16 protein-coding genes and 6 pseudogenes are annotated in these 22,400 nt (G+C 66.8%); 8 read left to right on the top strand and 14 right to left on the bottom strand.

What is annotated here, in order from left to right; translation table 11 throughout:
- Nucleotides 1–24: 24 nt before the first annotated feature.
- Nucleotides 25–666, top strand: a pseudogene (locus tag ACIRPT_RS26755) (transposase family protein); the annotation flags it as partial.
- Nucleotides 667–1,162: 496 nt separating this feature from the next.
- Here the strand turns inward: ACIRPT_RS26755 and ACIRPT_RS26750 are convergent.
- A complete protein-coding gene (locus ACIRPT_RS26750; protein WP_403831382.1) occupies nt 1,163–1,288 on the bottom strand; it encodes a hypothetical protein in 126 nt (41 codons plus the stop codon).
- A 42-nt stretch (nt 1,289–1,330) separates the two neighbouring features.
- Complete coding sequence (locus ACIRPT_RS26745; RefSeq protein ID WP_403831380.1) at nt 1,331–1,642, bottom strand: hypothetical protein; 312 nt, start codon at nt 1,640–1,642, stop codon at nt 1,331–1,333.
- Nucleotides 1,643–2,154: 512 nt separating this feature from the next.
- Between ACIRPT_RS26745 and ACIRPT_RS26740 the strand changes: the two genes are divergently transcribed.
- Nucleotides 2,155–2,919 (top strand): alpha/beta fold hydrolase, encoded by a 765-nt coding sequence (locus tag ACIRPT_RS26740; protein ID WP_403831378.1) that lies wholly within the window; start codon nt 2,155–2,157, stop codon nt 2,917–2,919.
- An 874-nt stretch (nt 2,920–3,793) separates the two neighbouring features.
- On the opposite strand, the gene ACIRPT_RS26735 is transcribed toward ACIRPT_RS26740, so the two are convergent.
- The 3 genes and pseudogenes from ACIRPT_RS26735 to ACIRPT_RS26725 form a co-directional block, all read right to left on the bottom strand.
- A complete protein-coding gene (locus ACIRPT_RS26735) occupies nt 3,794–4,810 on the bottom strand; it encodes a hypothetical protein (RefSeq protein WP_403831375.1) in 1,017 nt (338 codons plus the stop codon).
- A 233-nt stretch (nt 4,811–5,043) separates the two neighbouring features.
- Nucleotides 5,044–7,929, bottom strand: a complete 2,886-nt coding sequence (locus ACIRPT_RS26730) for a hypothetical protein (protein WP_403831372.1) — start codon at nt 7,927–7,929, stop codon at nt 5,044–5,046.
- 297 nt (nt 7,930–8,226) lie between these two features.
- A pseudogene (locus tag ACIRPT_RS26725) lies at nt 8,227–8,985 on the bottom strand (IS5 family transposase).
- Between the two features lie 179 nt (nt 8,986–9,164).
- Between ACIRPT_RS26725 and ACIRPT_RS26720 the strand changes: the two are divergent.
- Nucleotides 9,165–9,887 (top strand): DUF4232 domain-containing protein, encoded by a 723-nt coding sequence (locus tag ACIRPT_RS26720; RefSeq protein ID WP_403831370.1) that lies wholly within the window; start codon nt 9,165–9,167, stop codon nt 9,885–9,887.
- A gap of 458 nt (nt 9,888–10,345) precedes the next feature.
- Here ACIRPT_RS26720 and ACIRPT_RS26715 read toward each other — a convergent pair whose 3' ends face one another.
- From ACIRPT_RS26715 to ACIRPT_RS26705, 3 genes and pseudogenes are all read right to left on the bottom strand, one after another.
- Complete coding sequence (locus tag ACIRPT_RS26715) at nt 10,346–10,741, bottom strand: hypothetical protein (RefSeq protein ID WP_403831368.1); 396 nt, start codon at nt 10,739–10,741, stop codon at nt 10,346–10,348.
- A 146-nt stretch (nt 10,742–10,887) separates the two neighbouring features.
- Nucleotides 10,888–10,977, bottom strand: a pseudogene (locus ACIRPT_RS26710) (transposase); the annotation flags it as partial.
- 91 nt (nt 10,978–11,068) lie between these two features.
- On the bottom strand, nt 11,069–11,713 hold the full coding sequence (locus ACIRPT_RS26705) for a LysE family translocator (RefSeq protein ID WP_403831365.1): 645 nt from the start codon (nt 11,711–11,713) through the stop codon (nt 11,069–11,071).
- Between the two features lie 326 nt (nt 11,714–12,039).
- On the opposite strand from ACIRPT_RS26705, the gene ACIRPT_RS26700 reads away from it, so the two are divergent.
- Nucleotides 12,040–12,516: an anthrone oxygenase family protein gene (locus ACIRPT_RS26700; RefSeq protein ID WP_403831363.1), complete on the top strand. Its 477-nt coding sequence runs from the start codon at nt 12,040–12,042 to the stop codon at nt 12,514–12,516.
- 318 nt (nt 12,517–12,834) lie between these two features.
- On the opposite strand, the gene ACIRPT_RS26695 is transcribed toward ACIRPT_RS26700, so the two are convergent.
- Together ACIRPT_RS26695 and ACIRPT_RS26690 are read right to left on the bottom strand one after the other, a co-directional pair.
- Nucleotides 12,835–13,356, bottom strand: a complete 522-nt coding sequence (locus ACIRPT_RS26695; protein WP_403831360.1) for a DM13 domain-containing protein — start codon at nt 13,354–13,356, stop codon at nt 12,835–12,837.
- 1,327 nt (nt 13,357–14,683) lie between these two features.
- A pseudogene (locus tag ACIRPT_RS26690) lies at nt 14,684–14,917 on the bottom strand (GntR family transcriptional regulator); the annotation flags it as partial.
- A 267-nt stretch (nt 14,918–15,184) separates the two neighbouring features.
- Between ACIRPT_RS26690 and ACIRPT_RS26685 the strand changes: the two are divergent.
- Nucleotides 15,185–16,339: an ABC transporter substrate-binding protein gene (locus ACIRPT_RS26685; RefSeq protein ID WP_403831357.1), complete on the top strand. Its 1,155-nt coding sequence runs from the start codon at nt 15,185–15,187 to the stop codon at nt 16,337–16,339.
- 174 nt (nt 16,340–16,513) lie between these two features.
- Here ACIRPT_RS26685 and ACIRPT_RS26680 read toward each other — a convergent pair whose 3' ends face one another.
- Both ACIRPT_RS26680 and ACIRPT_RS26675 read right to left on the bottom strand, forming a co-directional pair.
- The gene (locus ACIRPT_RS26680; protein WP_403831354.1) at nt 16,514–17,008 is read right to left on the bottom strand and encodes a carboxymuconolactone decarboxylase family protein; all 495 of its coding nucleotides are present in this window, start codon (nt 17,006–17,008) and stop codon (nt 16,514–16,516) included.
- A gap of 331 nt (nt 17,009–17,339) precedes the next feature.
- Nucleotides 17,340–18,269 carry an immunity 49 family protein gene (locus ACIRPT_RS26675; protein WP_403831352.1) on the bottom strand — a complete coding sequence of 310 codons (930 nt, stop codon included), beginning with the start codon at nt 18,267–18,269 and terminating at the stop codon, nt 17,340–17,342.
- A 580-nt stretch (nt 18,270–18,849) separates the two neighbouring features.
- Here ACIRPT_RS26675 and ACIRPT_RS26670 point away from each other — a divergent pair.
- Together ACIRPT_RS26670 and ACIRPT_RS26665 are read left to right on the top strand one after the other, a co-directional pair.
- Nucleotides 18,850–19,923, top strand: coding sequence for a zinc-dependent alcohol dehydrogenase family protein (locus ACIRPT_RS26670; RefSeq protein ID WP_403831350.1), 1,074 nt, complete (start codon nt 18,850–18,852; stop codon nt 19,921–19,923).
- A gap of 48 nt (nt 19,924–19,971) precedes the next feature.
- Nucleotides 19,972–20,246: pseudogene (locus tag ACIRPT_RS26665) on the top strand (hypothetical protein); the annotation flags it as partial.
- 177 nt (nt 20,247–20,423) lie between these two features.
- Here the strand turns inward: ACIRPT_RS26665 and sigJ are convergent.
- Nucleotides 20,424–21,341, bottom strand: a complete 918-nt coding sequence (sigJ, locus tag ACIRPT_RS26660; RefSeq protein ID WP_403831348.1) for an RNA polymerase sigma factor SigJ — start codon at nt 21,339–21,341, stop codon at nt 20,424–20,426.
- A 101-nt stretch (nt 21,342–21,442) separates the two neighbouring features.
- On the opposite strand from sigJ, the gene ACIRPT_RS26655 reads away from it, so the two are divergent.
- Nucleotides 21,443–21,817, top strand: coding sequence for a hypothetical protein (locus ACIRPT_RS26655; RefSeq protein WP_403831345.1), 375 nt, complete (start codon nt 21,443–21,445; stop codon nt 21,815–21,817).
- 8 nt (nt 21,818–21,825) lie between these two features.
- On the opposite strand, the pseudogene ACIRPT_RS26650 reads toward ACIRPT_RS26655, so the two are convergent.
- Nucleotides 21,826–22,374, bottom strand: a pseudogene (locus tag ACIRPT_RS26650) (transposase); the annotation flags it as partial.
- Between the last annotated feature and the right edge of the window lie 26 nt (nt 22,375–22,400).

Raw genomic sequence — 22,400 nt, 5'->3', positions numbered from 1 at the left:
CGGTCACAGTGAAACGATCTTGAGATGGCTGGTGTGATCACGGCGTCGGAGCCGTCTTGGATAGTGCCGTTTGCTGGGCTGAGCCCGCACTGCTTCGGCAAGTTGGTGACCGTCGTACGCCGCCAAGATGCCGGTGCAGTACGGCGGGGACGCCCGTGGAGTCTCTCACTCGAAGACCGCATCTTGCTGGTGACGGCGTATTGGCGCACGAACTTGACGATGCGCCAGCTCGCGCCGCTGTTCGGAATCTCGAAATCCACGGCCGCCCGCATCATTGGCCACCTCGGCCCGCTCCTCGCACTCCAGCCTCGCCGACGCTTCCGCAAGGACAGTGTGCTGATCGTGGACGGCACCCTGGTGCCCACCCGTGACCATTCGATTGCCGAGCAGTCCAAGAACTATCGCTATTCCACCGCCCATCAGGTCGTCATCGATGCCGACACCCGCCTGGTCGTGGTGGTCGGTCGCCCTCTGCCCCGCAATCGCAATGACTGCCGGGGCTGGGAGGAGTCAGGCGCCAAGGACACCGTTGGCAACACCATGACCATCGCTGACGGGGGCTACCAGGGCACCGGGCTGGTCATCCCGCACCGACGGGCCGCCTGTCAGGCCGAACTCCCGGTCCGGAAAGAGGAGCACAATCGCTCCCACAAGCGAGTTCGCGCAACGTCGGCTGCGTCGGTCAGCCATCCGCGGACGGTACGGGCGGCGGCCTCGCCGGGGAGGGGCTCGTCGAGGTCGGCGGCGTAACGGGTGCCCCCACTGCGTACGACCTTGGCGAGGAACGCGACCGAGCGGGGCAGAGCGCCCTGCCGGTCGAGGATGATGGCGGCGGTCACCGCCCCATCACCGAACAGGGCGGCGCGGCGGGGGCTGCTATCGCTCAGGCCGTACCGCAGGAGGGTGGGAACGTCGGTTGTCTCCAGCAGTTCACTGTCGGTCTTTCCCGGCCGCTGGGTAGTCATGATCGCCTCGCTGGTTCCGATGGCGTTGAAGGTCATTTGACGGTGACCGTGTAGGTGATGCGTTCGGGCTTCGGGAAGTGAGGGGGGAGAGTCGTCCGGCTGCCAGAACACGCATTACGGAGGCAGTGGTAGGGGCGCACAGCACTGCTGCCGCGGCGAGAGCGGCCTTTCTGGTTCTGTGAATCATGCTGCCCTGCCTATTGGGGGATGTGGACGCCGTAGGCGTCGGGCATGCCATCCGCGACCTTGTCCATATGACCGTTGACGAAATCGTCTTCACTGACCCACATGGTCTGACCCCAAGGGTTGTAGGTCTCAAGCATGTCGCCCTCCTGGCCCACGATCATCATCGCGTGCCCGCTGCGCTACCCCTTTTCGTCATAACCCTCGATCCCGATGGGCACCGGTTTGCCTTCGTCCACCGCCCTTTCGATGTCGGGGAGGGCGTCACGTCGGGCATCAGCGCTGGGCGTGGCTGTGTAGTCGTACTCCGCTCCGGTGTGGGGGCTGACTTCCCTCTCTGCCGCCTTCTCTTTCCCTGGCAGCTGCATGCCCTCCCAGTTCTTCGCACCGTGGCCCTCCTCGTGCACGCGGTGCTGCTCAGCCACCAGCCGTTCAGGAAACGCGTCAAGATCCGATTCCTGGCCCGACTCGCCCCCGGTCAGCACCAGGATCATCCGGCATGTGGTGCACGGGGATGCTGTTCGTCTCGCATTTCTCGATCATCCACGGCGCCGCCGCCGTCGATCAGGAGGTTGCAGCTCCAGGTCGGATGACGCCGTGCCGGGTGGTGTGCTCCCACCCGTCGGCGTCCGCCGTTGCAGGCCCCCTACGGTGAACGGTGCCTCCGTCGGGCAGAGAAGTGCACGGGACCGGCGACAGCCGAGGGCACAGCAACATCACCGGGGCGCTCCCGACTTCCGTGACCGGCCCGTCCCTCGTCGTTCAGGCCGGTCGGCGTCGGTGCCCTCCATCACGCCTTCCCATCCTCGATCCCGACCAAGTCGGTGGCGACCCAGCCGTCCCACAGGCAGGTCTCCACCCCGGCGCCGAGGGCGTCGGCGGGCAATTGCTGTTCGGGATCCGGCTCCACGGCTCTGCAAGGCCCGCGCCGGGACCGGTGGTGACGCACCCGGCTTCGGTAGCTAATCTCATCTTTCCATCGATCTTGACCGCAGGAGAGCAGACTGTGCGCAGCGTCGCCGTAACGCCCAAAGGCGCTCAAATCCGCTGGGTTGAGCTGCCGGGACAGGAGCCGGCGCGTGTCTACGTGCATGGGTTGGGCGCTTCATCGCCTGCCTACTTCACGGAGGTTGCGGTTCATCCCCTGCTGGCCGGCCGTCGGTCACTGTTGATCGACCTGTTGGGTCATGGCATCAGTGACCGGCCGACGTGCTTCGACTACACGCTGGAATCCCATGCCGATGCGCTGGCTACTGTCCTGACCAGCGCGGATGTCGCGGGTGCCGAGCTGATCGCGCACAGCATGGGCGGGTCCGTGGCCATCGTTCTGGCTGCCCACCACCCCCACCTGGTCTCACAGCTGGTCCTGGTCGACGCCAACCTCGACCCCATCCCGCCCACGTCCGCCTCGGCAGGCAGCAGCGGCATCGCCTCCTACTCCGAGCAGGAGTTCCTGGCGGGCGGATGGGAAGAGGTCCGCGACCGGGCCGGTGCGCATTGGTGGTCCACGATGCGCCTGGCCGGCCGTGAGGCCCTGCATCGCAGCGCGGTCCACCTCACCCGCGGCACCGTCCCCACCATGCGTGACCTCTTGCTGGGCCTGAAGATTCCCCGCACCTATCTGCTGCCCGCGGCCGATGGGCCGCTCCCGGGCGCTGAGGCCCTTAGCGAAGCCGGGGTGTCCGTCGTCGCCGTCCCGGATTGCGGACACAACATCATGCTGGACAACCCGGAAGCCTTCGTGAAAGCCACCGCGGCAGCGCTCACGTAGACCGGTCGTTTACGACTGGCGACACGGTTCTTACCGGCACCCCAACTACCCTGGCGTACAGCGTCCCCACCCGCTGGTCCTTGGCCTCTCGCTCCCAGCGGCCTGGGAAGGGGCCGGCGCCTTCCGCTCCCCACCGTCCGTGCGAGGCGCCGACGGCACCCCAGGACCTGCCCACAGAACTCAACGCCCGGCGCCTACAGCAGTCGAAGGCAACCGTAAGCGCCCGGCGCAAGTCTCATAAGCCCCGGCCGGTCAGCTGATTCCGACCTTGGACAGGGCAGTGGTCCGTCCAGACGATGGCGCTGTGTGCGGCGTTCAGCTTGCGCTCCACGGAGTCCTTGCTGACGGCCGGCTGGTTTCCGTAGCGGGGCTCGGGCTACAGGTCCTTCGGATGGCGGGGTGGACCACCCAGTTCAAGGGGGACGAGGTGGTCTTCCTCGTAGTCGGCGTTGGTGTCGGGGTAGGCGTACTCGCCGTTCTGCTTAATCTTGAGAGGGTGGTGTAGGAAACAGGCCGGCGGACGGTCTTGGTCCGGCCGGGCACGCAGATCGTCGACTGGACCGTGGACTGGGCGACGTCGGGGTCGAAGGCGCCGGGCCGGCATGCTGCGTCGGGCAGCGGCAGCTGGGACTGGGAGCAGGTGCCTGCCTGGGAGCTTCCATAGGACACCGTCTAGGGACGGGACACGATCGGGGGACGTGGGCCGCCGACGAAATGCGTCGCTGCGCGGTGACGGTAAAGCGCAAGCAGTGCGTCAGTTGCCTGTCCATTGGCTTTTGCGCGGCGTGACATCCCCCCGGCCGTGACGCCGCGGGCTCGGCTCACGGGATGATGCCCGGTCCGCATGAGGGACCCACCGGTTACCCCTTCGTGCTCAGGCCTGGTTCTCGCCACTGACACTGGGCGGCATGCGGTAGTCGGCGGGCTTGAGCGGCTCCATCTGCTGCTCCTCCAGCGCTGCCGCCCGCGCGAAGTCCCTCCCCGCCTCCGCCGGCTTGCCCCAGGCGTCGGGGTGCACATAGGTGCCTCGTTCCTCAGCGGGCTTCTCCTCGTCCGCCACCAACGGGTTCGCGCGTGCGAAAGCGTCCCGCCGGACTCCGCTCACCTGCCACGAGACCTTCACCTCGGGGCGGTCAGTGGCGATAGCGAAGCGGTTGTCCCGTACCTCCTCCGTCACGATCGCCTGGGCGAAGGCGCCGATGGTCGTGAGCTGGTAACGAAAGTCCTCGTTCAGGGCCTCGAAGTACTCCGGCAGTTCGATGTTCGCAGCGCCGGCGGCGTCCGTCACCACCGTGCCGCTGTACACGTTCAGCCGCTCGGGGGACTCGATGAACGAGTGCAGCAGATAGCGGTTCTCCGGATCGAGCGGATGGTCGATAAGAAACCCGCCGGCCCCCTTGGTCAGGGTGCCGGTGACGTTGACTTTGCCTTGGAAGTACCCGGCGTAGCCACTGGTGCTCTTGCCCCAGATGCCGTAGGCGACGGAACCGTTGTTCGCCTCGCCGATCACCCCGTTGCTGTTCAGCCCCTGGGCCTCTCCCAGCACGCCTGCGGCGACGGTGCTGGCGAGTAGAACGAGCCCTCTCACACCATTGCCGATAGAGGATTGCCCCACCACGCCGTCTTTTGTATTGCTGACTCCGGCTACCCCGTTTCCGGCGACCGATGTTCCATAGAGGCCTGTACCCTGCTGCCCGCCATCGGCGTGTACTCCCTCATTGGAGCCACTGGCCGAGATACCCAAATAATCCCCGGTAGCGTACATGGCCGTTCCGAAGTTGCCGGTGCAGGTGACCTCCAATGTCCCGTGCCCTCCAGCACTAGACGTCAGGGTGGTCAGGTCCGCACCGGCGTCGTTGGTCGTGCCGAATCGCATCTGTCCCACAGTCATGTGAAGCCCCTCTTCTCGCGGAGTTGTCGGGAAACCGATATGGGCCTGCGGCCAGCAGCGGGCCAGCAGGGCGAACCCGGAGGCGTCCTTGGGCCGAGCGGCGGCAGATGCGCGGTCCAGGTCGTGTCAGCATCCGCGGATGCCGAAGTCACGCGCCCACGTCCGCGTGCGGAAAATCGACGATAGGGAACTGGCTGCTCTCCAAGCTCGACGACCGGCATGAACGCGGCTTCTCAGTCATCAGGGTCCTCGAGCTCAAGGTCCAGGGTCACCCGTCGCACCGCCACCCGTCGCACCCTCTGCTGACTGAAGTCCAAGCGTTCAACCAAGGTCTCGGCTCGGCGTTCGAATTCGGCTCTCCGATCTCTGTGTCCCGGCTCGGACGCCAGGTCGGGGTCGAGTTGATAAGACATGCCGCCCACGAGGATCCCGTCGGCGTACCCGGTGACGACTATGGTGCGGTTCTGAGAGGCGTACACCTCCTCCGCGGTGAAGTCGGCACCGGGGACCAGCTGCAGCATGATGTCCCTGGCCTCTCCCGCCCCCAGGCTGAACGCTGCTCCGCCAGGGTTTGCGAACTCCAGTCGCCAACCACGAGAGGCGAGCATCTCGGGCAGCGCCGCGCTCACCTTCATCCGGCTTGCGGCCGCCATCGGGTTCTTCAGCTGGAAGGACCGCTTCTCGAAGGCCTCCATCAAACCCTTCGCACCGTTGCCCGTGACCGGTACCACGTTGCGCTGGGCGATGTTGTTGTCGTGCGGGATGAGTCGCCAATTCGACATCGAATCGCCGGGCGTGATGTGGTCGACGTTGCTTTCGTCACCGGTAGCGGACACAACCATCAACATGCATTCGTGGCCGATATGCTGTGGCACCCAGGCGAACGGTCCGACCACGACCTCAGCGGTGTTGTTCGCTGGAACGTTAGGTGCGTTGATTGATGCGGTGGTCATCGCAGACCAGTCGCTCGGGTAGGACAGACCGGCATTGGGATCTCCGTGGTAGGCCTTGACCACAACCTTCTTTGCGACCTGCGTGCCCCGGTTCTTGATTTTTACGTAGGCATAGTTCGTCGTGTTGACCTCTGGCACCTGATGCGCCGTGCTGCCGTCGGCCGCAAGGCGGTTCCATATCGCCTGGGTTTCCCAAAAGTTCGGCTGGTATTGGTACTCGCCCGCTCGGCCGTCGTCGATGTAGACGTCAACAGCCGGCGGAGCGCCGATGTTGTTGTTCGGGGTCGAGGCGCCGGCCGGCTGATAGGCTCCCTGCTTTTCGAACGCCCAGCGAATCACCTTGCGGTAGGCGCCTCCGGCGAGGTTCTCACTCACCCATTTGCTGGCGTCGGCCGTCTGCAGCGCGGCAGCGAACGCCTCACCGCTCGCCGGGTTGGTCGCAGGAGAGAGAGTGCCGATCGCCTTCAATATCAGGTACACGGTCATGCGCGCGGCGAAGCGCTGGGTGTTCAGGTCCCACGAGTCTCCACCAAGCGAACGGTAGATCCGGAACATCGTGGAGGACAGGATCTGCTCGTTGTTGTAGCCACCTCCATCCAACGAGCTGAACGGGTTCAGTGCTATCGAGCCGCCGTATCCCCAGCCCCCGCTGGGCAGCCGGTCGTGGCGCCGGTCGATCACTCCGCTGACCCATGGGAAGGTGAGGAACCGGTCAGCGGCCTGTGTTCCCGGATCGCTCAGGATCGCTCCGACACTGTCACCCGCACTGTGCGAGAAACGGAAATTCGCGCTGCTTACGTGGTTGTAGAGAACCCCGTGCCCGGCCAATTCGTGCAGTACGACCCGGTAGTCGCAGGCAATGCCGATCGGGTTACTGGTGTCTCCGATGTCCGCCAGCATGAAGGAAGTGCGGTCGATACCGGAACCACTACTGGTGCCAGCGCAGTAGGCGTTCACCTCGATGCCATTTGCCGTGTAGAACCTGCCGCGGTGGTCGACTGGGGTCGGAAAGGCAGTGCCGCCGAAGTATCCCGCCTTGGTGAAACCCATGCCGGTAGTCAGTCGCAAGAACCGGTCGCAATGCTCATAGGCGTTGACCGCCGCGAAGTTATCGGTGCGAGCGTCGAAGTCGAAGTTGGTCCCGGACGGTTTGGTCGGCGGGGCGACTGTGGGCGGTTGATCGAAATCGCTCAGCGCCACGTTGTCGCCTGCCAGCGACTGCTTGCCGCTGACCGGACCGCTCAGACCCTCCAGCAGCTCAGCCACCGCAACAGCGTTGAGCTGGACGTTGGTGCCGCTGGGTAGTGGCCCGCCATTGGTGGTAACCGGATCGACCTCGAAAACCAGACCCGTCACAGTGTCCACGAACGGCCGCAGGTAGAGCACAGCAAGGCTGGCGACTTCTAGCACCGCCACCCAGTTCAACGGGCCGAACCCCGGTGTCTGCAACCTGAAATCGACCTTGAGGCAAACAAAATGTCGACCATCGGCGATCGCCTCGGGTACCGGGGGAAGCGGTAGCCGCGGTAGCGTGTTCTGTCCATCGCTAACCTGGGCCTCGCCCGGAGCGCCCTCACTCTCAGCGCTTGAATCGTCTCGTTGGACACTGCCGCGTTCAAACCGAAAGACCACCAGCTCTCTGCGCTCGATCTTCAGGGACTCGCGTTCACTACCTCGTTCCTCCGCGCCCCCGGTAAGACCGAGCGACCTGGCCAATTCGGCCTCGCCGATCTCCTTCGCCCTGGCGAGCACGTCGGCGTCCGGCGTGACGACCTCGATCCTGTGATGCGCGGTCGACTGCGAGGACAGCACACGTGGCGGATCCGTCCCCATCTGCACAGCGAGTCCGGCCTGCCACACTGGCAACCCGAGAACCGTCTGCTGGAACGCGACGGTCGCCGAGTCGTCCTGGTGCTTTTCGCCGAGAAAACGGAATTCCATTGAAGCGTCGGTTGGTTCAGGATCTGCCCTTAATGACAGGTGCTCAAGGGAAGACGCCGGAACCTCCAACAGATCGGCGTACCGCTGCAGGTACTCAGCCGCGACCAGCTGCGGGGTACGGGCGGTGGAGATGAATGGTGCACCGAAGTGCGCCAGTGCCCGTACTGCGTCATGCGCATCCCGGTCGCGGTATACGTTCTCGGAGGTGATGTACTCGGTGGGCATCGTAAACCGCCCTCCCGTGGCGCTGAGCGTGAAATGCTGTGGGACGACGCAGGGCCTGACCCACCTACGTCTCGCGAATTCGCACCCTGCGCGATACTCCAGTTGTCAGTCTGCCACGCAGGTATGCCATCAGCATCTTCAGCCATTGCGAGGAACGGGGCCGGAGGCGCCGTTTGGCCCAGCCGAGGCCGTCTGCTTCGCGTCCCCTGCCGGCGGCAGAGGGAACGTCGCGAACCTCCTCTCGTGCCCGTAACCCGAGGCAGCAGGGCCACCGGCCGAGATTCCTTGGACCGTTTCCTATGTGGCGAGGCAGATGAGTCGCTTGTAGCAGTGCAGGGCGGCGGCGAGGCCGAGAAATGCCAGGTAGTTGCTGGAATGACGCTCGTAACGTGGGCTCAGGCGGCGGTAGTTGGACAGCCACGTAATGATGCGCTCGATCACCCATCACCGGCGGCCCAGCCGTTCGCTGGACTCGATTCCCTTGCGGGCGTTGCGGACGCCGATGCGCTTGCCGCGTAGCCATTTCCGCAGGTCGGCCCGGTCATACGCGTTGTCGGCGTGCAGCCGCTGAGGCTTGAAATACCAGCCGCGGTGCGCGTCGTGTCTCGTTTGGTGACCGGCCACCATCGGCTTCAGCCTTTCGCTGTCGTGGACGTTGGCCGCGGAGACGCCGACGACGAGGGGTAGTCCGTTCGCGTCCGACAGGACGTGCATCTTGGAACCCGGCTTGCCTCGGTCCACGGGGCTCGGACCTGTTTATTCGCCCCTCTTTGCCCTCACGCGGGCAGAGTCGAGCAAGCTGGCGTCCTCGAGGCGGTGCAGGATCTCCTCGTGCAGCCAGCCCCATACCCCGGCACGCGACCAGATGACGAACCGACGATGCGCGGTCGACTTCGATATCCCGAAGCACGGCGGTAACGCTCGTTAGGCACACCCCCTGACCAACACGTAGATAATCACCGCGAACAGCGTCTCATCAGGCGCGTCCTGCTTTCCGCCACCGCCCTGCGGCCGCACCATCGACGGCGGAATCTACGACTTCGCGATCTCCCACAGCCCGTCCGGAAGAGTCCAACTCCACTTACCCCGCCCATGACTGGTCCAACGTCCGCATCACCACATAGGACCCGGTCTTAGCCAGGTGTTAGTGGCGCGGCAGCGCAGCGCTAGTGGCCCCGGTCAGGGTGGGTGACGTACGGAAGAGAGACCGACGCCGACTCCCCGGGGGACCCGAAATGAGCTCCAGCACCACTGCCCGCACTGTTCGCCACCGCAGCCTGCGCGTTGCGGCCGCGGCCCTGACCGCGGCCGCCGCGTTGTCCCTGACCGCCTGCTCCGGCTCGGACACCGCCACCTCCAAGCCCGCGGACCAGTCGGACACGGGCGCCGCCCCCGAGACCGGCGGCGTGGGCTCCCCCGAGCCCAGCAGCGCGGGCTCCTCTACCCGGGCGCAGGGCGCCGATGCCCAGCCAGACCACACGAAGTCGGGCTCCGGCAGCGCTTCGTCCCGTGCCGGCTCCGGGGACGGTGCGGCGAAGGGCGGAGGCAAGAGCAAGTTCTGCCGCACGAACGAACTGATCATGAAGGCCGTGGACAGCTCGCCCGACTCGAAGACGGGCGACGTCACCGTTCGGATGACGAACAAGGGCGCAAGGACCTGCTCGGCGGCGGGTTTCGCGGGCGCTGACCTGAAGGACATCGACGGCACCTCCGCCCCTGTCCACCGCGGCCGTGAGGTGCCCCGCATCACCGACCTGAAGCCCGGTGACACCGCCACCTTCAGCATCTCGTACAAGGTCGACTTCAGCGGCGACAGCATCGCCTCCCCGACCCACATCATCGTGACGCCGCCGAACGAGACCCACAGCGTCTCCCTGAAGTGGCCCGCGGAGGCACTGAAACTGGCCGGCCCGTACGACGACAAGATCCAGGTCCACCCGGTCGGCATCGCCAACTGAGCCCGCAGTCGAGGAGCGGAGCTCGCCGCGGGCGTGGGACGCGGCGCAGCTGCTCCATCTGAACGCCGCCACCGGAGGGGGCGGATCCGCCCAGGCAGGCAACGAGCTCAGGCCCGTCGGCAAGCTGCAGTACCTCGCGCCCGGCAAGCTCATCGTCAAGCCCCAGGCTGAGGAACCCTCCATGTCGGCTGAGTGTGACAGCTGCTGATCTTGGCGTGAGCGACGAGGAGTTGACCAACAGTTGATCGATGCCGAGCGGCCGGGCGAGCACCCCTCCTTGCACGGTCCGATCACGGCGGCGGATGGCACCGGTACGACATGTCCACCTCGGAGTTCCTCTACCGGGTCCTTGTTGATGCCGATTTTCAACCTTTCGGCATCGCGCAGTACCACCTCGGCACGACGTTCAAGCCCGGCTCCGGCGACCCCTTCGATTCGCACAGGCGGCCTGGACGTGCTCAGTGGTCGCCGGTGTGCAGGCGCACGGGGCGTGGCAGTGGCTGACGCCAGTCGCCCAGCACCGGGAGGAGAAACTGGCGGGCGAGAGAACGTATTTCGTCCCACGCGGGATCTGTGGCCAGGGCGTTGGCCCAGAGGCTGGTGCGGCAGGCGGCATCGATCTCGCCGAGGCGACGGCCGATGGCCTGAAGATCGCGCAGATTCTTGGGTTCGAAGGCTCCGCGCTCCGTGAGTCCTTCGGAGATGCGGCAGAGGAGCTCCGCCTCTTCAATGACGGAGTCCGTCTCCAACTCACGCTCGCCCAGCCAGGCAAGCTGATCCTGGGTGTCGGCTGCGAGGAGGGCCATAAATCGCAGCGTCCAGGTGCGCAGACGCGCGTCGCCGAGATGGTTCATACGTGCAGGATCGCACCCTAAGGCTTGTCCGGAAGATCATGTGCGGAACCAGATGACCAGGGCTGCCACGGTGACGGTGTCGCGTTTCGCCCTGGAGTTCCGCGGCTTCGTCCCCCCTTTGGCGCACGAGCCGGCGGCGGGTCGGTGCGGGCGCCGGCGGCGTGCTGATGCGCGCGCACGATCGTGGAATCCACCGCGACGTCCGAGTCGATCCCGCCTGCGGCATCGGCCACGGCCGTTCCCACCCCGCGGCCGTCAGATCACCCCGTCCCGCGCCCGCGCCAACGACCCGGCCACAGGGGGGTCACGTGATCGTCCGGACAACTCCTAGTCGGCGCGGCCCGTCGCCGCCACCGTCACGCCCAGGCCGATCATCGCGAAGCCGCCCGCCCCGCCGACCATCGAAAGGCGACGGTCCGAGCGGGCAAACCAGGAACGGGCCGCCGAGGCGCCCAGGCCCCACAGGGTGTCGGTGATCATGCCGATGGTGACCGGGACCAGGCCCAACGCCATCATCTGGAGGGGAACATGGCCCGCGGAGTGGTTCACGAACTGCGGTAGCACCGCCGCGAAGAAGACAATGCCCTTCGGGTTGGTGACGCCTACGAAAGCACCGTCCAGGATCGTCCGCAGATCGCCGCGCGGCTCACCCGCCGGTGCCTGCATGTCCGCCGCGCGCATCTCCTTGCGGTGCCGGAACGCCTGCACGCCGAGGTAGACGAGATACGCCGCTCCCGCCAGCTTCACGCCCATGAAGACCGCCGCCGAGGTCTCCACCAGCGCCCCGAGTCCCCACGCCACCGCGATCACCAGGGCGTACGAGCCGATCAGGTTACCGAGGACCGTTGCGAGCGCTGTGCGACGGCCGTGCGCGAGGGCCCTGCCGATCACGAACAGCACACTCGGCCCCGGAATCACGATCACCAGTAGCGACATCGCCGCGAACGCGAGGATGCTCTCCGTGGACACCATGTGCCCGTCACCTCCTGGAACGTTGCCCAGGGGCATACAAGCAGATGGCCGCGCATCCGAACCACCCCATGCGGTGGCTGGTGCGAAGATCGGCGGCGAATGCACAGAGAGCCTGCCGCCCGCCGGCTGGAGGTGTGGCGTGTTGCGGCACAGCCGCCGATGGTTGAGAACAGGTGGTTCTGAGTGCCAGAAGTAGAGGATCTTGGACTTCTGGCGGATGCCCGGCCAGGCTTGATAGCCGGCCCCGGCTCCCGGGTCATCGCCTGTCGGGGCCGACCTCACGAGCCACTCAACCACCCCAAATCAATACACCGGAGCCGACGAACGTGCGCATCAGACTTGTCCACGGATTCGCCCTGCTTTCCACCGGCCTCCTCGCCGGCGCGTTCGGCTACGGCGCGGCGAATCTCGTGCCCACCTTCAACGCCGTACCGCTGGAGATGCGGCTGTCCTTCCACGCCGAGCTGATGAAGATGAACGGCATCACCATGCAGGCGGCGATGGGCGCGTCGATCCTGAGTTCCCTGACGCTCGCCGTCCTGGCAGCGGGCCGCACCCGGCTGCTCGCGGGTGCGGCAGGTCTGCTGACCCTGGCGTCCTTCCTGATAACCCGGTTCGGCAATGTGCCGATCAATGGACGGATCAAACAGTGGGCGCTCACCTCGGCCCCGGCCGATCACGCGGAGATCCTGCAGCGCTGGGAGCTGTTCAACAACATGCGGACGCTCACCGCCTTCGTCGCCTTCGTTCTGCTGATCGTGCTTGCCGTGGGCGGACGGGAGGGGCGACCGGCCGTTCCGTAGATGATCGGGCGTACAGGTCCTAGATGGCCCTGTACGACGTCTCCCGGGCCGGGTTGCAGGCCCGGTCGGCGCGAGCCTCGCTGGCTGGCATCGCCGCCTCCACGACGCTGAGGTCCCGGGCTCGACACCCCGGTCCGGCCTGATCCGTAAGACCTCCACCGCAGCGTCTGCTTCGGCCGGGCCGAGTATCACCCCGGACGGTGTGACCGGTGATGTCCTCGACGGGCGGACGGGACGTCCCGACGTGCGGCGCGGATGTCCTCGAGGTGCGGCAGGGCCGGCGGGGTCGTAGCCGGAGGCCGGGCGGGGATCAACGGGTCAGCCCTTCACCTGGGCCAGGTCGGCGGCGCCGAAGGAGACGGAGAATCGCTTGCACCAGATCACGGCGCTATGGAACGTGGACAGGTCTGTCCCGGCCGGGACGGCGTAGTTCTGGTTGCCCAGGTTGCCTTTGAGCTTCCCGAGCTCGACCGCACCGTCTCCGAGTCCGGCCTTCACCGCGTGGGCGTTTCTGGGGGAAAGGTAGACCCGTACGTCCGGCCCTTCGCTTGTCATGAGGTCCTCCAGCCGCAGCACCTGGCCGCCGCCCGCGAGCCGGACGGTGCGGGCTGTGCCGCTGGTGTCGTGTTCGTGGGTGACGAAGCGGCCCTCGGCGAGGTCTTTCGGCTTGGGGTCCTTCGTCGCCGGCCCGGCCGCGGACCTGGAGGCGGTCGGCAGGGCTTCGTTCACCGTGGTGTCGGTGAACGCCTTCCAGGGTTGGAAGAGATAGAGCCCGATGCCGGCGGCGGCCACCAGCACCACAAGAACGGGCACGACCGTACGGCGGGACACGCGGGACACCAAGACCTCCTGAAAAGGGGAAGGGGCGGTGGCTGCGATCGGCCAACCGTCATGGATCCAGCAAACACGCGCCCCGCCCCGCCGGGTGCCGGTGCTGGCCTCCTGTAAGACACCGGTAACCAGCCCACCACGGCCCGACCCAGCCCTACCGGCCCGACCGGACCATCGGACGGGCCGAGCAAGCCGGGGGCGAGCGACCGCACCCGGGCCCAGCCATCACCGACCAGATGGACGAGAGGGACCAGATGCACGTGGCCCGCAGGAGCCGGGACGGCCGCCTGCAGCCGGATCGCGTGGAGCGGCTGTCCCCGATCGGATCAGCTTGGGGACGCAGAAGGCCGCCGGCGTCTGGGCCAACTCTCTCCGTTCGCTGAAATTACCCCCGAGAACGGCCGATCGGTGAGCACCCTGGCCTTTTCACCGGAGGAGAGAGCGCTGGCCACCGTCGGCCGGGGACGAAGGCACCGTACACAGCGACTACACGCGACACGTTCAGACGTACGGCGGTGGGCTCTTCGCGGGGGTGCTCTGGCTACTGGAACCGGACTGCCCGGGTGCGATGTACGACCTGGTCGGCCAGGCCGACGAGCCCATTCGGGCTTGCCTGTTTCGCGGCGACTGCGTTCGTTGAATCGAGTCCGGCCGTCTCATGCAAGCCGAACGCAGGGGCGCTGCGTTGTGTGCCTGCTCCGTGGTCCAGGGGTGTGCGTGGCCGGCTGCCCGCAGTTCGGCACATGGCGAGAGCCCGCGGTCCGCGCCGCCCGCAACGCTCCGCCAGTAACTGACACGTCTGGCCACCAGGCCCTCGCCGGCCTCGGAATCCCATGGGCGGCGCGACGTGCTGGTATGTGGGGTTTTGGTAGGACGTGCCGAGAGTGCTATGCAGGCGCCCAGCGGATTGTCCGCTGGTTTACTTCCTGTCCGCGGATACACGAGCGCGGGCAGGCAGCAGGCCGGGGCCATCCGTATGGTGCCGTTCAGCGTCGAGACGACGCTGTCGTTTCCGAGGCGCTCATCGGTCGGGTACCGCGTCGAGCGGGCCCTGCCGGCATGAGGGCAGCAGCCGCAGGCAACCACCAAAGATGACCACGCGCGCCGCAGGCGACCAGGACTGATCAGCCCACCCGAGAAGCGGCAAACCTGCAGCTCACAGCGCTGACCGCGCGGAGAAGCGACCCTTCTCCCCCAACCAAGTACCCAAGACTGCGAGCGTGCACCAAAATGATCAACCCATGTCAGCACAGGCCAGCTCAGCGCACCAAACCCTGACCACAAGGCCCGGCCCCGGACACTTGGCCGACAACCGACACCGAGCATCCAGCTTCCGCTCGGCGGAGCTCTGGCTGTGGCGGCCGGCCAGGACCACACGGCGGGCGCCCTGGCGTGACCCGATGAGTCCCTCGGCGGTCAGGGCCGCGACGGCCTGGCGGACCGTGCCACGCGCGACGCCGCTGTAGCCCGCGGGTTCGGTCTCCGCGGGAAGCGGACTGCCCACGGTGCAGTCCTCACGGTCGATCGCCCGCCTCAGCTCTTCGGCGATCTCCTCGTGTCGTGCCGCCATGCTTCCTCTCTCGCGCGGAGTTGTGCGCAAAGTGTGCAGCGCGGCCGGCCTGTACGAGGCGCCGCGATAACCCCTGCGAGCTGCGATTGTGAGGGAATCGGAGTCACTCGTTTATTCAGTGTTCACCTAATGGACACCATCAGTGGGCCTACTGAGGCCCAACTTGTTCAGACAAGTCGCCGGACAAGTGCTCACCCCCCACGTGCATCCCCTGTGTGGCCCCGCATGTATCCCCTCAACCCCTCTGTGCGTCCCCCTGGAGAGACCGTGACCGTGTTCCCGCCGAGGACCGCCGTCCTCACCGGCGTCCTCACCGGCGCCGCCGCCCTCGCCCTCAGCGCCTGTGGCGCGTCCTCCGACGCGTCGAACAGCCCGAACGGCAAGAGCGCGGCCACCGCGACCACGGCCGAGGCCGTCGGCGGCATCGGCGCCCTGGCCGAGGCGGCCAAGAAGGAGGGCACGCTGCATGCGATGGCGCTGCCCCGCGACTGGGCCAACTACGGCGCCCTGATCGACGGCTTCGAGAAGAAGTACGGCATCAAGGTCAAGGTGGAGAACCCGAACGGCGCCAGCCAGGACGAGATCAACGCCCTTACCTCGCGCAAGGACCAGGACCGCGCGCTCGACGTCCTGGACCTCGGCAGTTCCTTCGCGCAGAGCGCCGCCCAGCAGGGGCTGTTCGCGCCGTACATGGTGGCCGGTTTCGCTGACATCCCCAATACCCAGAAGGACTCGATCGCCCGCTGGGCAAACGATTACGGCGGCTACATATCCTTCGGCTGCGATGCCAAGCGTGTGCAGACGTGCCCGACCAGTTTCAAGGATCTGCTCAAGCCGCAGTACAAGGGGCAGGTCGCGCTCAACGGCAGCCCCACCAAGTCGGGTTCGGCCTTCGGCGCCGTGTACGCGGCCGCTCTCGCCAACGGCGGCTCCTTCGACGACATCCGGCCCGGCCTGGACTTCTTCGCCAAGCTGAAGAAGAACGGCAACTTCACGGCCGTCGAATCCACCCCGGCCACCATCGAGAAGGGCGAGACTCCGATCAGCATCGACTGGGACTACCTCAACGCCGGGTACACCGACAAGTTCAAGTCCAAGGGCCTCGACTGGACGGTCGTGATCCCCTCGGACGGCAAGTTCTCCCAGTACTACTCGCAGGCCATCAACAACTATGCGCCGCACCCCGCAGCCGCGCGCCTGTGGCAGGAGTACCTTTACAGCGCCGAGGGCCAGAACCTCAGACTCAAAGGCTACGCCCGCCCGGCTCTGATGACCGCCATGAAGAAGGCCGGCACGCTTGACAAGACCGCAGCGGCGAAGCTGCCCAAGGTCTCCGGCACGCCGAGCTTCCCGAGCGAGTCCCAGCAGACCGGTGCCAAGGATGTCATCACCCAGTACTGGGGCGATGACGTCTCCGGATGACCGCGACCCGTTCCAGGGCCGACGTGGTGCCCGCCGCTTCCTCCCAGCGGCGGCACCGCGCCGTCGGCTGACTCGCCGGCCTCGGACTTGAATGGGCGGTGGCCTGACACCACCACGGCGACGGAGCCCACCCCGGAGATGCACCCGGGGTGGGACGGGTCAGGTCAGGTCAGGTCAGTCCCACTGCTCGTCGGCAAGAGAGCTGACCGGCTGGGGCTTGCCGATGACGGCCAGGGCGATGAAGAAGCCGATCTGGCCGATCGCGATGGTGAGAGTGGCCAGCGCCTTTTCGTCGTAGTGCTTCGCCACCTCCGCGTACAGGTCGTCACTGACCCGCTCCTTGCCGTGCGGAGCGGGCTGGAGCGTGGCCTCCACCAAGGCCAGCGCGGCGCGCTCGGCGTCGCTGAAGTACGGGGCGTCCTGCCAGGAGGACACGGCGGTGATGCGCTCCTCGGCCACCCCGGCCTTCCGCAGGAAGCCGGTGTTCAGGATCGTCAGGTAGGTGTTGCCGACGATCTGCCCGGCGCGCAGGTGGACCAAGTTCATCGTGACGCGCGGCACCGAGCGATTGCCCGTGGCCTTGAACAGGGCGGCGCTGATGTCGCTCAACTCGGGTACGAACTCGCCCGGGTTCGGCATCCGGGAGATCGAGGTGACCGTGTTCGTCATGAGTGCACTCCTTCACATCGGCCTGTCGGCGCTTCCACAGCACTGACGGACCGCGCCACCAAGATGTGACCGGAGCCCGGAAATCACTTCCCGTCGCACTGCCAACCTGAGTCGCCCTCCCCACCTCATGAAAACGCCGGGAAGAAGCCGGTCGAGGCCCGGGCGCGGGCCCAAGCCGAAGACGGAGACGAAGACGAAGACGAAGGCTGTCAACACCGCGCTCGGGCACGTCGCTCGTGCAGGCCGCTTGCCGATGACTTCGGGTGCCAGGTCGCCAATGCCGGCTCAGCGACCGTTCCCATGTGGTGAGGGCACCGGTGATCGGTTCCGCTCAGCCACTGACCGACGGCGCACCTTCCGGGGCACTCAGCAAGGCCTGTGGCAGGTAGGCAGATTGGATACGCAACTCCCAGCCGTGTACTTGGACTGCCAGCGCGGCCAATGCGATGGTCTTCTGAGGCAAGAGGCTGCGCGGCGCGGCATCGGAGGGTGCGCTCTCCCGGTACTGCACGAGGTGATGCTCCAGGGCCTGTTCAAAAGCCGACTGGTCGTCCTCCAAGAGCACACGCAGCAGGCGCTGATCTGGCGTCGGCGCATCGAGGGCATCCAGCTGCCGCGCTGCCTCAGCGCGTTCGTCGGCCGTCGGCTTGCACAGCGTTACCGACGGCCAATGCCGGGGCAGATGCCCTTCGGCCTGGGTGAGATAGGCGCACAAGGCGTCCATCTCCGCCAGTTCACCCGGGTCCGACTTCGATTCCAGCTTCGAGTGCGGCAATCCCTTATGGATGTCGGGCGCATAGTCGCTGCGCAGCAGCAGCCCGATGACCAGGTCCCGTTCCCAGACGATGCCGCTGATCACGGACAGAGCGAATGTGTCCAGCCATATCGCCGCGGTGGCCGCCTGCTGCACCACGGAGCCGAAGTCCGTGTTTTCGCTGCTGAGCTTCTCGTTGACGAGGGTGAAGGAGATCTCTTGGTCGCCGTTGGGGCAGCAGCCCAGGCTCAACAGTCCCAGGGCGCACTCGGCCGCTGTGCGCAGAACGACGCGTGTCGAGGCGGTGCCGGGCTGGGCGCCTGCCGCCGTGCGGGCGGCTACGTGGTCGAGGAGTTCGTCGCGCATCCCCCGCAGCCGCTCGTCGGAGTAGCAGTCGTATTCCATCGTGTGCCAGCGGTGGAAGGCCCGCCTCTCGATGCCCTCCAGCGCCCGCTCGATCCGCTGCTCACTCACATCGTGCCGGGCGACATCCTTGATGATCGTCATGAGCCTTATCTTGGCAGCCGCCACTGACACCGCAGGTACCCAGCCGTGACTACCCCGAGCGGGCTCGTAGTCGCAACGAGCAGCTCTACGGGGCCGGACGCCTCGGTGCGGCGTACGAACGGGGCCGGCGGGCACGCGAGGGGCGGCGGGGGCGGGAAAAGGCACCGCGACTCGACCGACGGCCTCCGCGTATACCGGTCGGCATTCTCTTGAGCCCTGGACCAGCGCAGCGGGCATTCGCGCCACGCGGCATTATCCGCCGCCGGGAATCTTTCCAGGGCCGGGCGTAGCGTGAAATGACAGCGTCTGCTTCATCATCTGAACTCAGATTAGTGCCCGCGGCGAGCGGTCCTGATCACGGGCCCCAGGAAACCGCGAACCCAGCACACTTACATGATCATACTGAGCGAGTCGGTCAAGGCCCAGAGGGCCCGACGCCGATAACACTCTGTGCACGGCCCGGTTCCCTTGAGTAGGAAAGGTCCGGAGCTCGGGCGCCCACGAGGATGTCGGCACCAGCATCGTTCTCGTCCAGAATGCCCGCCGAGTTTGCCGGGCGCTGGGAGACGAAAGGTCACTCATGCCTCATTCCATGCGCGCGCTCGTAGCCGGAAAGGTCGGCGAGCCTGCCGATGTCCTGCGGCTGGAATCCCGTCCTGTTCCCACGCCAAAAGCCGGTCAGGCGTTGATCCGTGTGAAGGCGACTCCGATTCACGCCAGTGATCTGCACGTACTGCGCGGCCGCTACGGATTCTCCCCCGCGTTTCCCACTGTTGGGGGCCACATGGAATGCGTGGGCCATATTGAGACCCTGGGCCCGGATACCGAGGGACTAGAAGTCGGCCAGCGCGTGGTGGCCATTACAGTCCCGGCGGTACCCGGGCCGCCCAGGGTGGACGGCACTTGGCAGGAATACCTTGTTTCCGATACACGAAGGCTCCTGCCGGTCCCCGGCGACATGAGCGACTCCAGCGCCTGTCAGCTCGCCGTCAACCCATTGACCGCGCTGCTACTCGTGACTCACGAACTCGACGTGCAGCCGGGTGAATGGTTGTTGCAAACGGCCGCTGGCTCCACCGTCGGCCGGCTCGTCATTCAGCTGTCCAGACATCTCGGTATACGCACGATCAATGTCGTGCGGCGACGCAATGCCGTTGAGGAGATCAAAGCTCTTGGTGGCGACGAGGTCATTTGCACTGAAGACGAGGACCTGTTGCAGCGTGTGGCAGAGACAGCAGGACCGGCCGGCGTCCGGAAGGCCGTCGACTGTGTCGCGGGCCACGTAGGCGCACAGGTGTCCCAGGCATTGGCTCCGGGAGGCGAGGTCGTGGTCTACGGCGCGCTCTCCACGCATCGGCAGACCGACCCGGCAGCGCTGACGATCCCGCTGCAGGCACGCTCGGTTATCTACGAGACCAAAGCAGTCCGTGGTTTCTGGCTGAACCGCTGGTTCGGCACTACCTCACCTGAGGATGCGCTGCGCGCGCTATCTCAGGTTCGCAGTCTCGTCGTTGATGAAGTGCTGACCATCCCCCAAGGCCAGCCATTCCCGCTCGAACGCTTCACTCAAGCCATCTCGCTCGCCGAAACACCCGCACATGGCACCAAACCGCTGTTCGTCTTCGACGACGGCCGGGACGGAGACGACAGGTAGCGAGCGGCCCTGCCGGTGCAGTCTGTGGCGCAGAGTCGGACGATGCCGATCACCGCCGATGGCGAAGCAGTGGACGTGGTCGGGTTCGGCCCGCAGGGCGTCGTCGTGTCACGCGGGCGCGCGGCGGCGGCCAGTTCGAGCGGGCCCGGCTGGTGTGCCGCGGGATCGGGTACAACGACGACGCGGGCGCCTGGCGGGTCGACCGCCACCCCCGCTTCGTCGCCGACATCACCGGTGACGGGCGCGTCGACCTCGTCGGCTTCGGTGGCCGGGGGGTGTACGCGGCCCAAAACCTCTTCCGCCGCTTCAGGACCCGCGAGTAACTCGAGGGCATGCGGCGCTTCCTTGACTGCGCCGCGGCTACCGCTTCTGCACGCACCGCCGCTGCCGGGCCGTCAACTCGTCGCGTTCCTCCTCGGCTTCGCCGAGAGCGGTCGGGGCTTCCCGCCAGCGCTGACGCGCACCCGCTCGTCTGTCATGACCGGGGAGACAGGCCCGAGCTAGCCCTCCCGCGCCCACGGCCGCAACTTCTCCGGGTTGCGGACAGCCCAGATCCGGGTGACGCGCCCGTCGGAGACGTCGAACGAGGCTACGGTCACGACGACGCCGGCACGCTGGGCCACCAGGCCCGGCCCACCATTGACCGACCGCCCCAGGATTTCGAGCCCCGGAGCCTTATCGGCAATGGCGGCCATGTACTGGGCGATGCGCGCACCGCCCGCGACCGGACGCAGGACGGTGCCGACCATGCCGCCGCCGTCGGCGGTCATCACGGCGGCCGGGTTGAGGAGGCCGACGAGGGCCGCGATGTCCTTGGCCTCCCATGCCTCTTTGACGTGTCTCACCACGTCAGCCTGACCGGTCGCCGTCACAGGAGCGCGCGCGACGCTCACCCGCCGCCGGGCGGAGGCCGCCAGCTGCTTGCTGGCCGCGGGCGTGCGACCGAGAACGTCGGCGATCTCGGCGAAGGGGTATCGGAAGACGTCGTGCAGGACGAACGCCACCCGCTCTGCCGGCGTCATCGACTCCAGGACGACGAGGAAGGCCATGGCCACCGACTCGTCCAGGACGATCTGGTCGGCGGGGTCCGCAACGCCGGCGGGACCGGCGCCGCCCGCGTGGCCCCACTCGGTGCGGTCGGGCAGCGGCTCGGGCAGCCACGCCCCGACATAGCGTTCACGGCGGGCCCGCGCCGAACCAAGCAGGTCCAGGCAAATGCGGCTGGTCACCGTCGTCAGCCAGGCGCCGGGGGACGCGATCTCCTCCTGCCGGCTTCGCGGCAGGCTGAACCAGCGTGCGTAGGCATCCTGTACGGCGTCCTCAGCCTCGGTCACCGAACCGAGCAACCGGTAAGCGATATTGATCAGTTGGCGCCGCTCGCCGGCTATCCCATCCGTGCTGGTCCCGACAGTCCCCATGCTTCCGGCAGCCCCCTCGCCTTACCTTTCGCAGGCCCGCGTCGTCGGGCCGGTGAGACCTTATCGAGCCACTGCCCGAGGGCGGAAAAGGGGACCGTGACATGGCCACTCAGATGACGGCGACGGCGAACGCACAGCGCAGCTCCTCGTTCCTGCAGATCGCGATCGCCCTGCAGACCGTGACCATCTTCCTTCAGGCGGTCTCGGCCGGACTGCTGCTGACCTCGTCCTACGGTGAGACGCTGCACAGTGCCGGAGCCCGTGTGATGTACGGGGCGTCCATGCTGTACGTGGTCGCGACGGTGCTGGCGTGGAGGCGGGGCGGCGGCTCGCCCCGGCCTGTCTGGTACGCATCCGGCTTCCTCGTACTCGCCTCGGTCCAGGTCGTGCTCGGTATCGCTCACGTTCCGTCGGTCCATCTCCCTCTGGGGGTGCTGATGTTCGGTCTGAGCGTGCTGGCGCTGGCCCGGCGCTGAGCCTGTCCTAGGGTTCGGAGCCAGATGACGGTGCCGCGCAGGTGGAGTGTGGCGAGGTAGCTTCGGGTGTCTTGTCGTAGCGGCTGGCTACGCCGCGCCACGCTTTGAGCCTGAGCCTGAGCGTGAGCGTGTTGATTAGGCGTTACACGGTGTTGCGGTCCTTGTGCAGCTCGGCATCGTGGCTGGCGGGCCGCCCGCCTCTGCGGCCCTTCTCCCGACGGTTCGCGGCTTGGCCCTTCTTCTCGGGGGTGACGGCATTGATACCGCGTTTACGCAGGTGGGCCCGGTTGGCGCCCGCCAGGAGTACGCCTTGTCTCCAGCGACCGCGTCGGGGCGGGTGCGCGGTCGGCCCTCCGGGTCGCGCACCCGGACCTTGGCCAGGACGGGGACGAACCGGTGGCTATCGGCGGCTTGTCCGGGCGTGCGAGTGAAGGCCAGTGGCCGGCGGCGTCGATCGGCGGCCGCGTGGACCTTGTGCTGGTCAGCCCGCCGCGCGAGCGGCCCAGGCAGGCCGCCTTCAGCCGTGCGCGGCGCCTGCGGCGCAGGCTCCGCCGCTCGTCGCGGCGGGCATGCGGATGATCGC

The sequence above is a fragment of the Streptomyces sp. NPDC101227 genome, from assembly GCF_044767545.1.
Classification (GTDB): Bacteria; Actinomycetota; Actinomycetes; order Streptomycetales; family Streptomycetaceae; genus Streptomyces.
This window is presented reverse-complemented; position numbering and strand designations above follow the sequence as displayed.

Excerpts from the sequence above, each read along its gene's own strand:
- ACIRPT_RS26735 (WP_403831375.1), bottom strand. The coding sequence starts at position 4,810 with ATGACTGTGGGACAGATGCGATTCGGCACGACCAACGACGCCGGTGCG.
- ACIRPT_RS26680 (WP_403831354.1), bottom strand. The coding sequence starts at position 17,008 with ATGACGAACACGGTCACCTCGATCTCCCGGATGCCGAACCCGGGCGAG.
- ACIRPT_RS26715 (WP_403831368.1), bottom strand. The coding sequence starts at position 10,741 with ATGAACCATCTCGGCGACGCGCGTCTGCGCACCTGGACGCTGCGATTT.
- ACIRPT_RS26670 (WP_403831350.1), top strand. The coding sequence starts at position 18,850 with ATGCCTCATTCCATGCGCGCGCTCGTAGCCGGAAAGGTCGGCGAGCCT.
- ACIRPT_RS26745 (WP_403831380.1), bottom strand. The coding sequence starts at position 1,642 with ATGATCCTGGTGCTGACCGGGGGCGAGTCGGGCCAGGAATCGGATCTT.
- ACIRPT_RS26720 (WP_403831370.1), top strand. The coding sequence starts at position 9,165 with ATGAGCTCCAGCACCACTGCCCGCACTGTTCGCCACCGCAGCCTGCGC.
- ACIRPT_RS26655 (WP_403831345.1), top strand. The coding sequence starts at position 21,443 with ATGGCCACTCAGATGACGGCGACGGCGAACGCACAGCGCAGCTCCTCG.
- ACIRPT_RS26705 (WP_403831365.1), bottom strand. The coding sequence starts at position 11,713 with ATGGTGTCCACGGAGAGCATCCTCGCGTTCGCGGCGATGTCGCTACTG.
- sigJ (WP_403831348.1), bottom strand. The coding sequence starts at position 21,341 with ATGGGGACTGTCGGGACCAGCACGGATGGGATAGCCGGCGAGCGGCGC.
- ACIRPT_RS26675 (WP_403831352.1), bottom strand. The coding sequence starts at position 18,269 with ATGACGATCATCAAGGATGTCGCCCGGCACGATGTGAGTGAGCAGCGG.
- ACIRPT_RS26750 (WP_403831382.1), bottom strand. The coding sequence starts at position 1,288 with ATGCTTGAGACCTACAACCCTTGGGGTCAGACCATGTGGGTCAGTGAA.
- ACIRPT_RS26730 (WP_403831372.1), bottom strand. The coding sequence starts at position 7,929 with ATGCCCACCGAGTACATCACCTCCGAGAACGTATACCGCGACCGGGAT.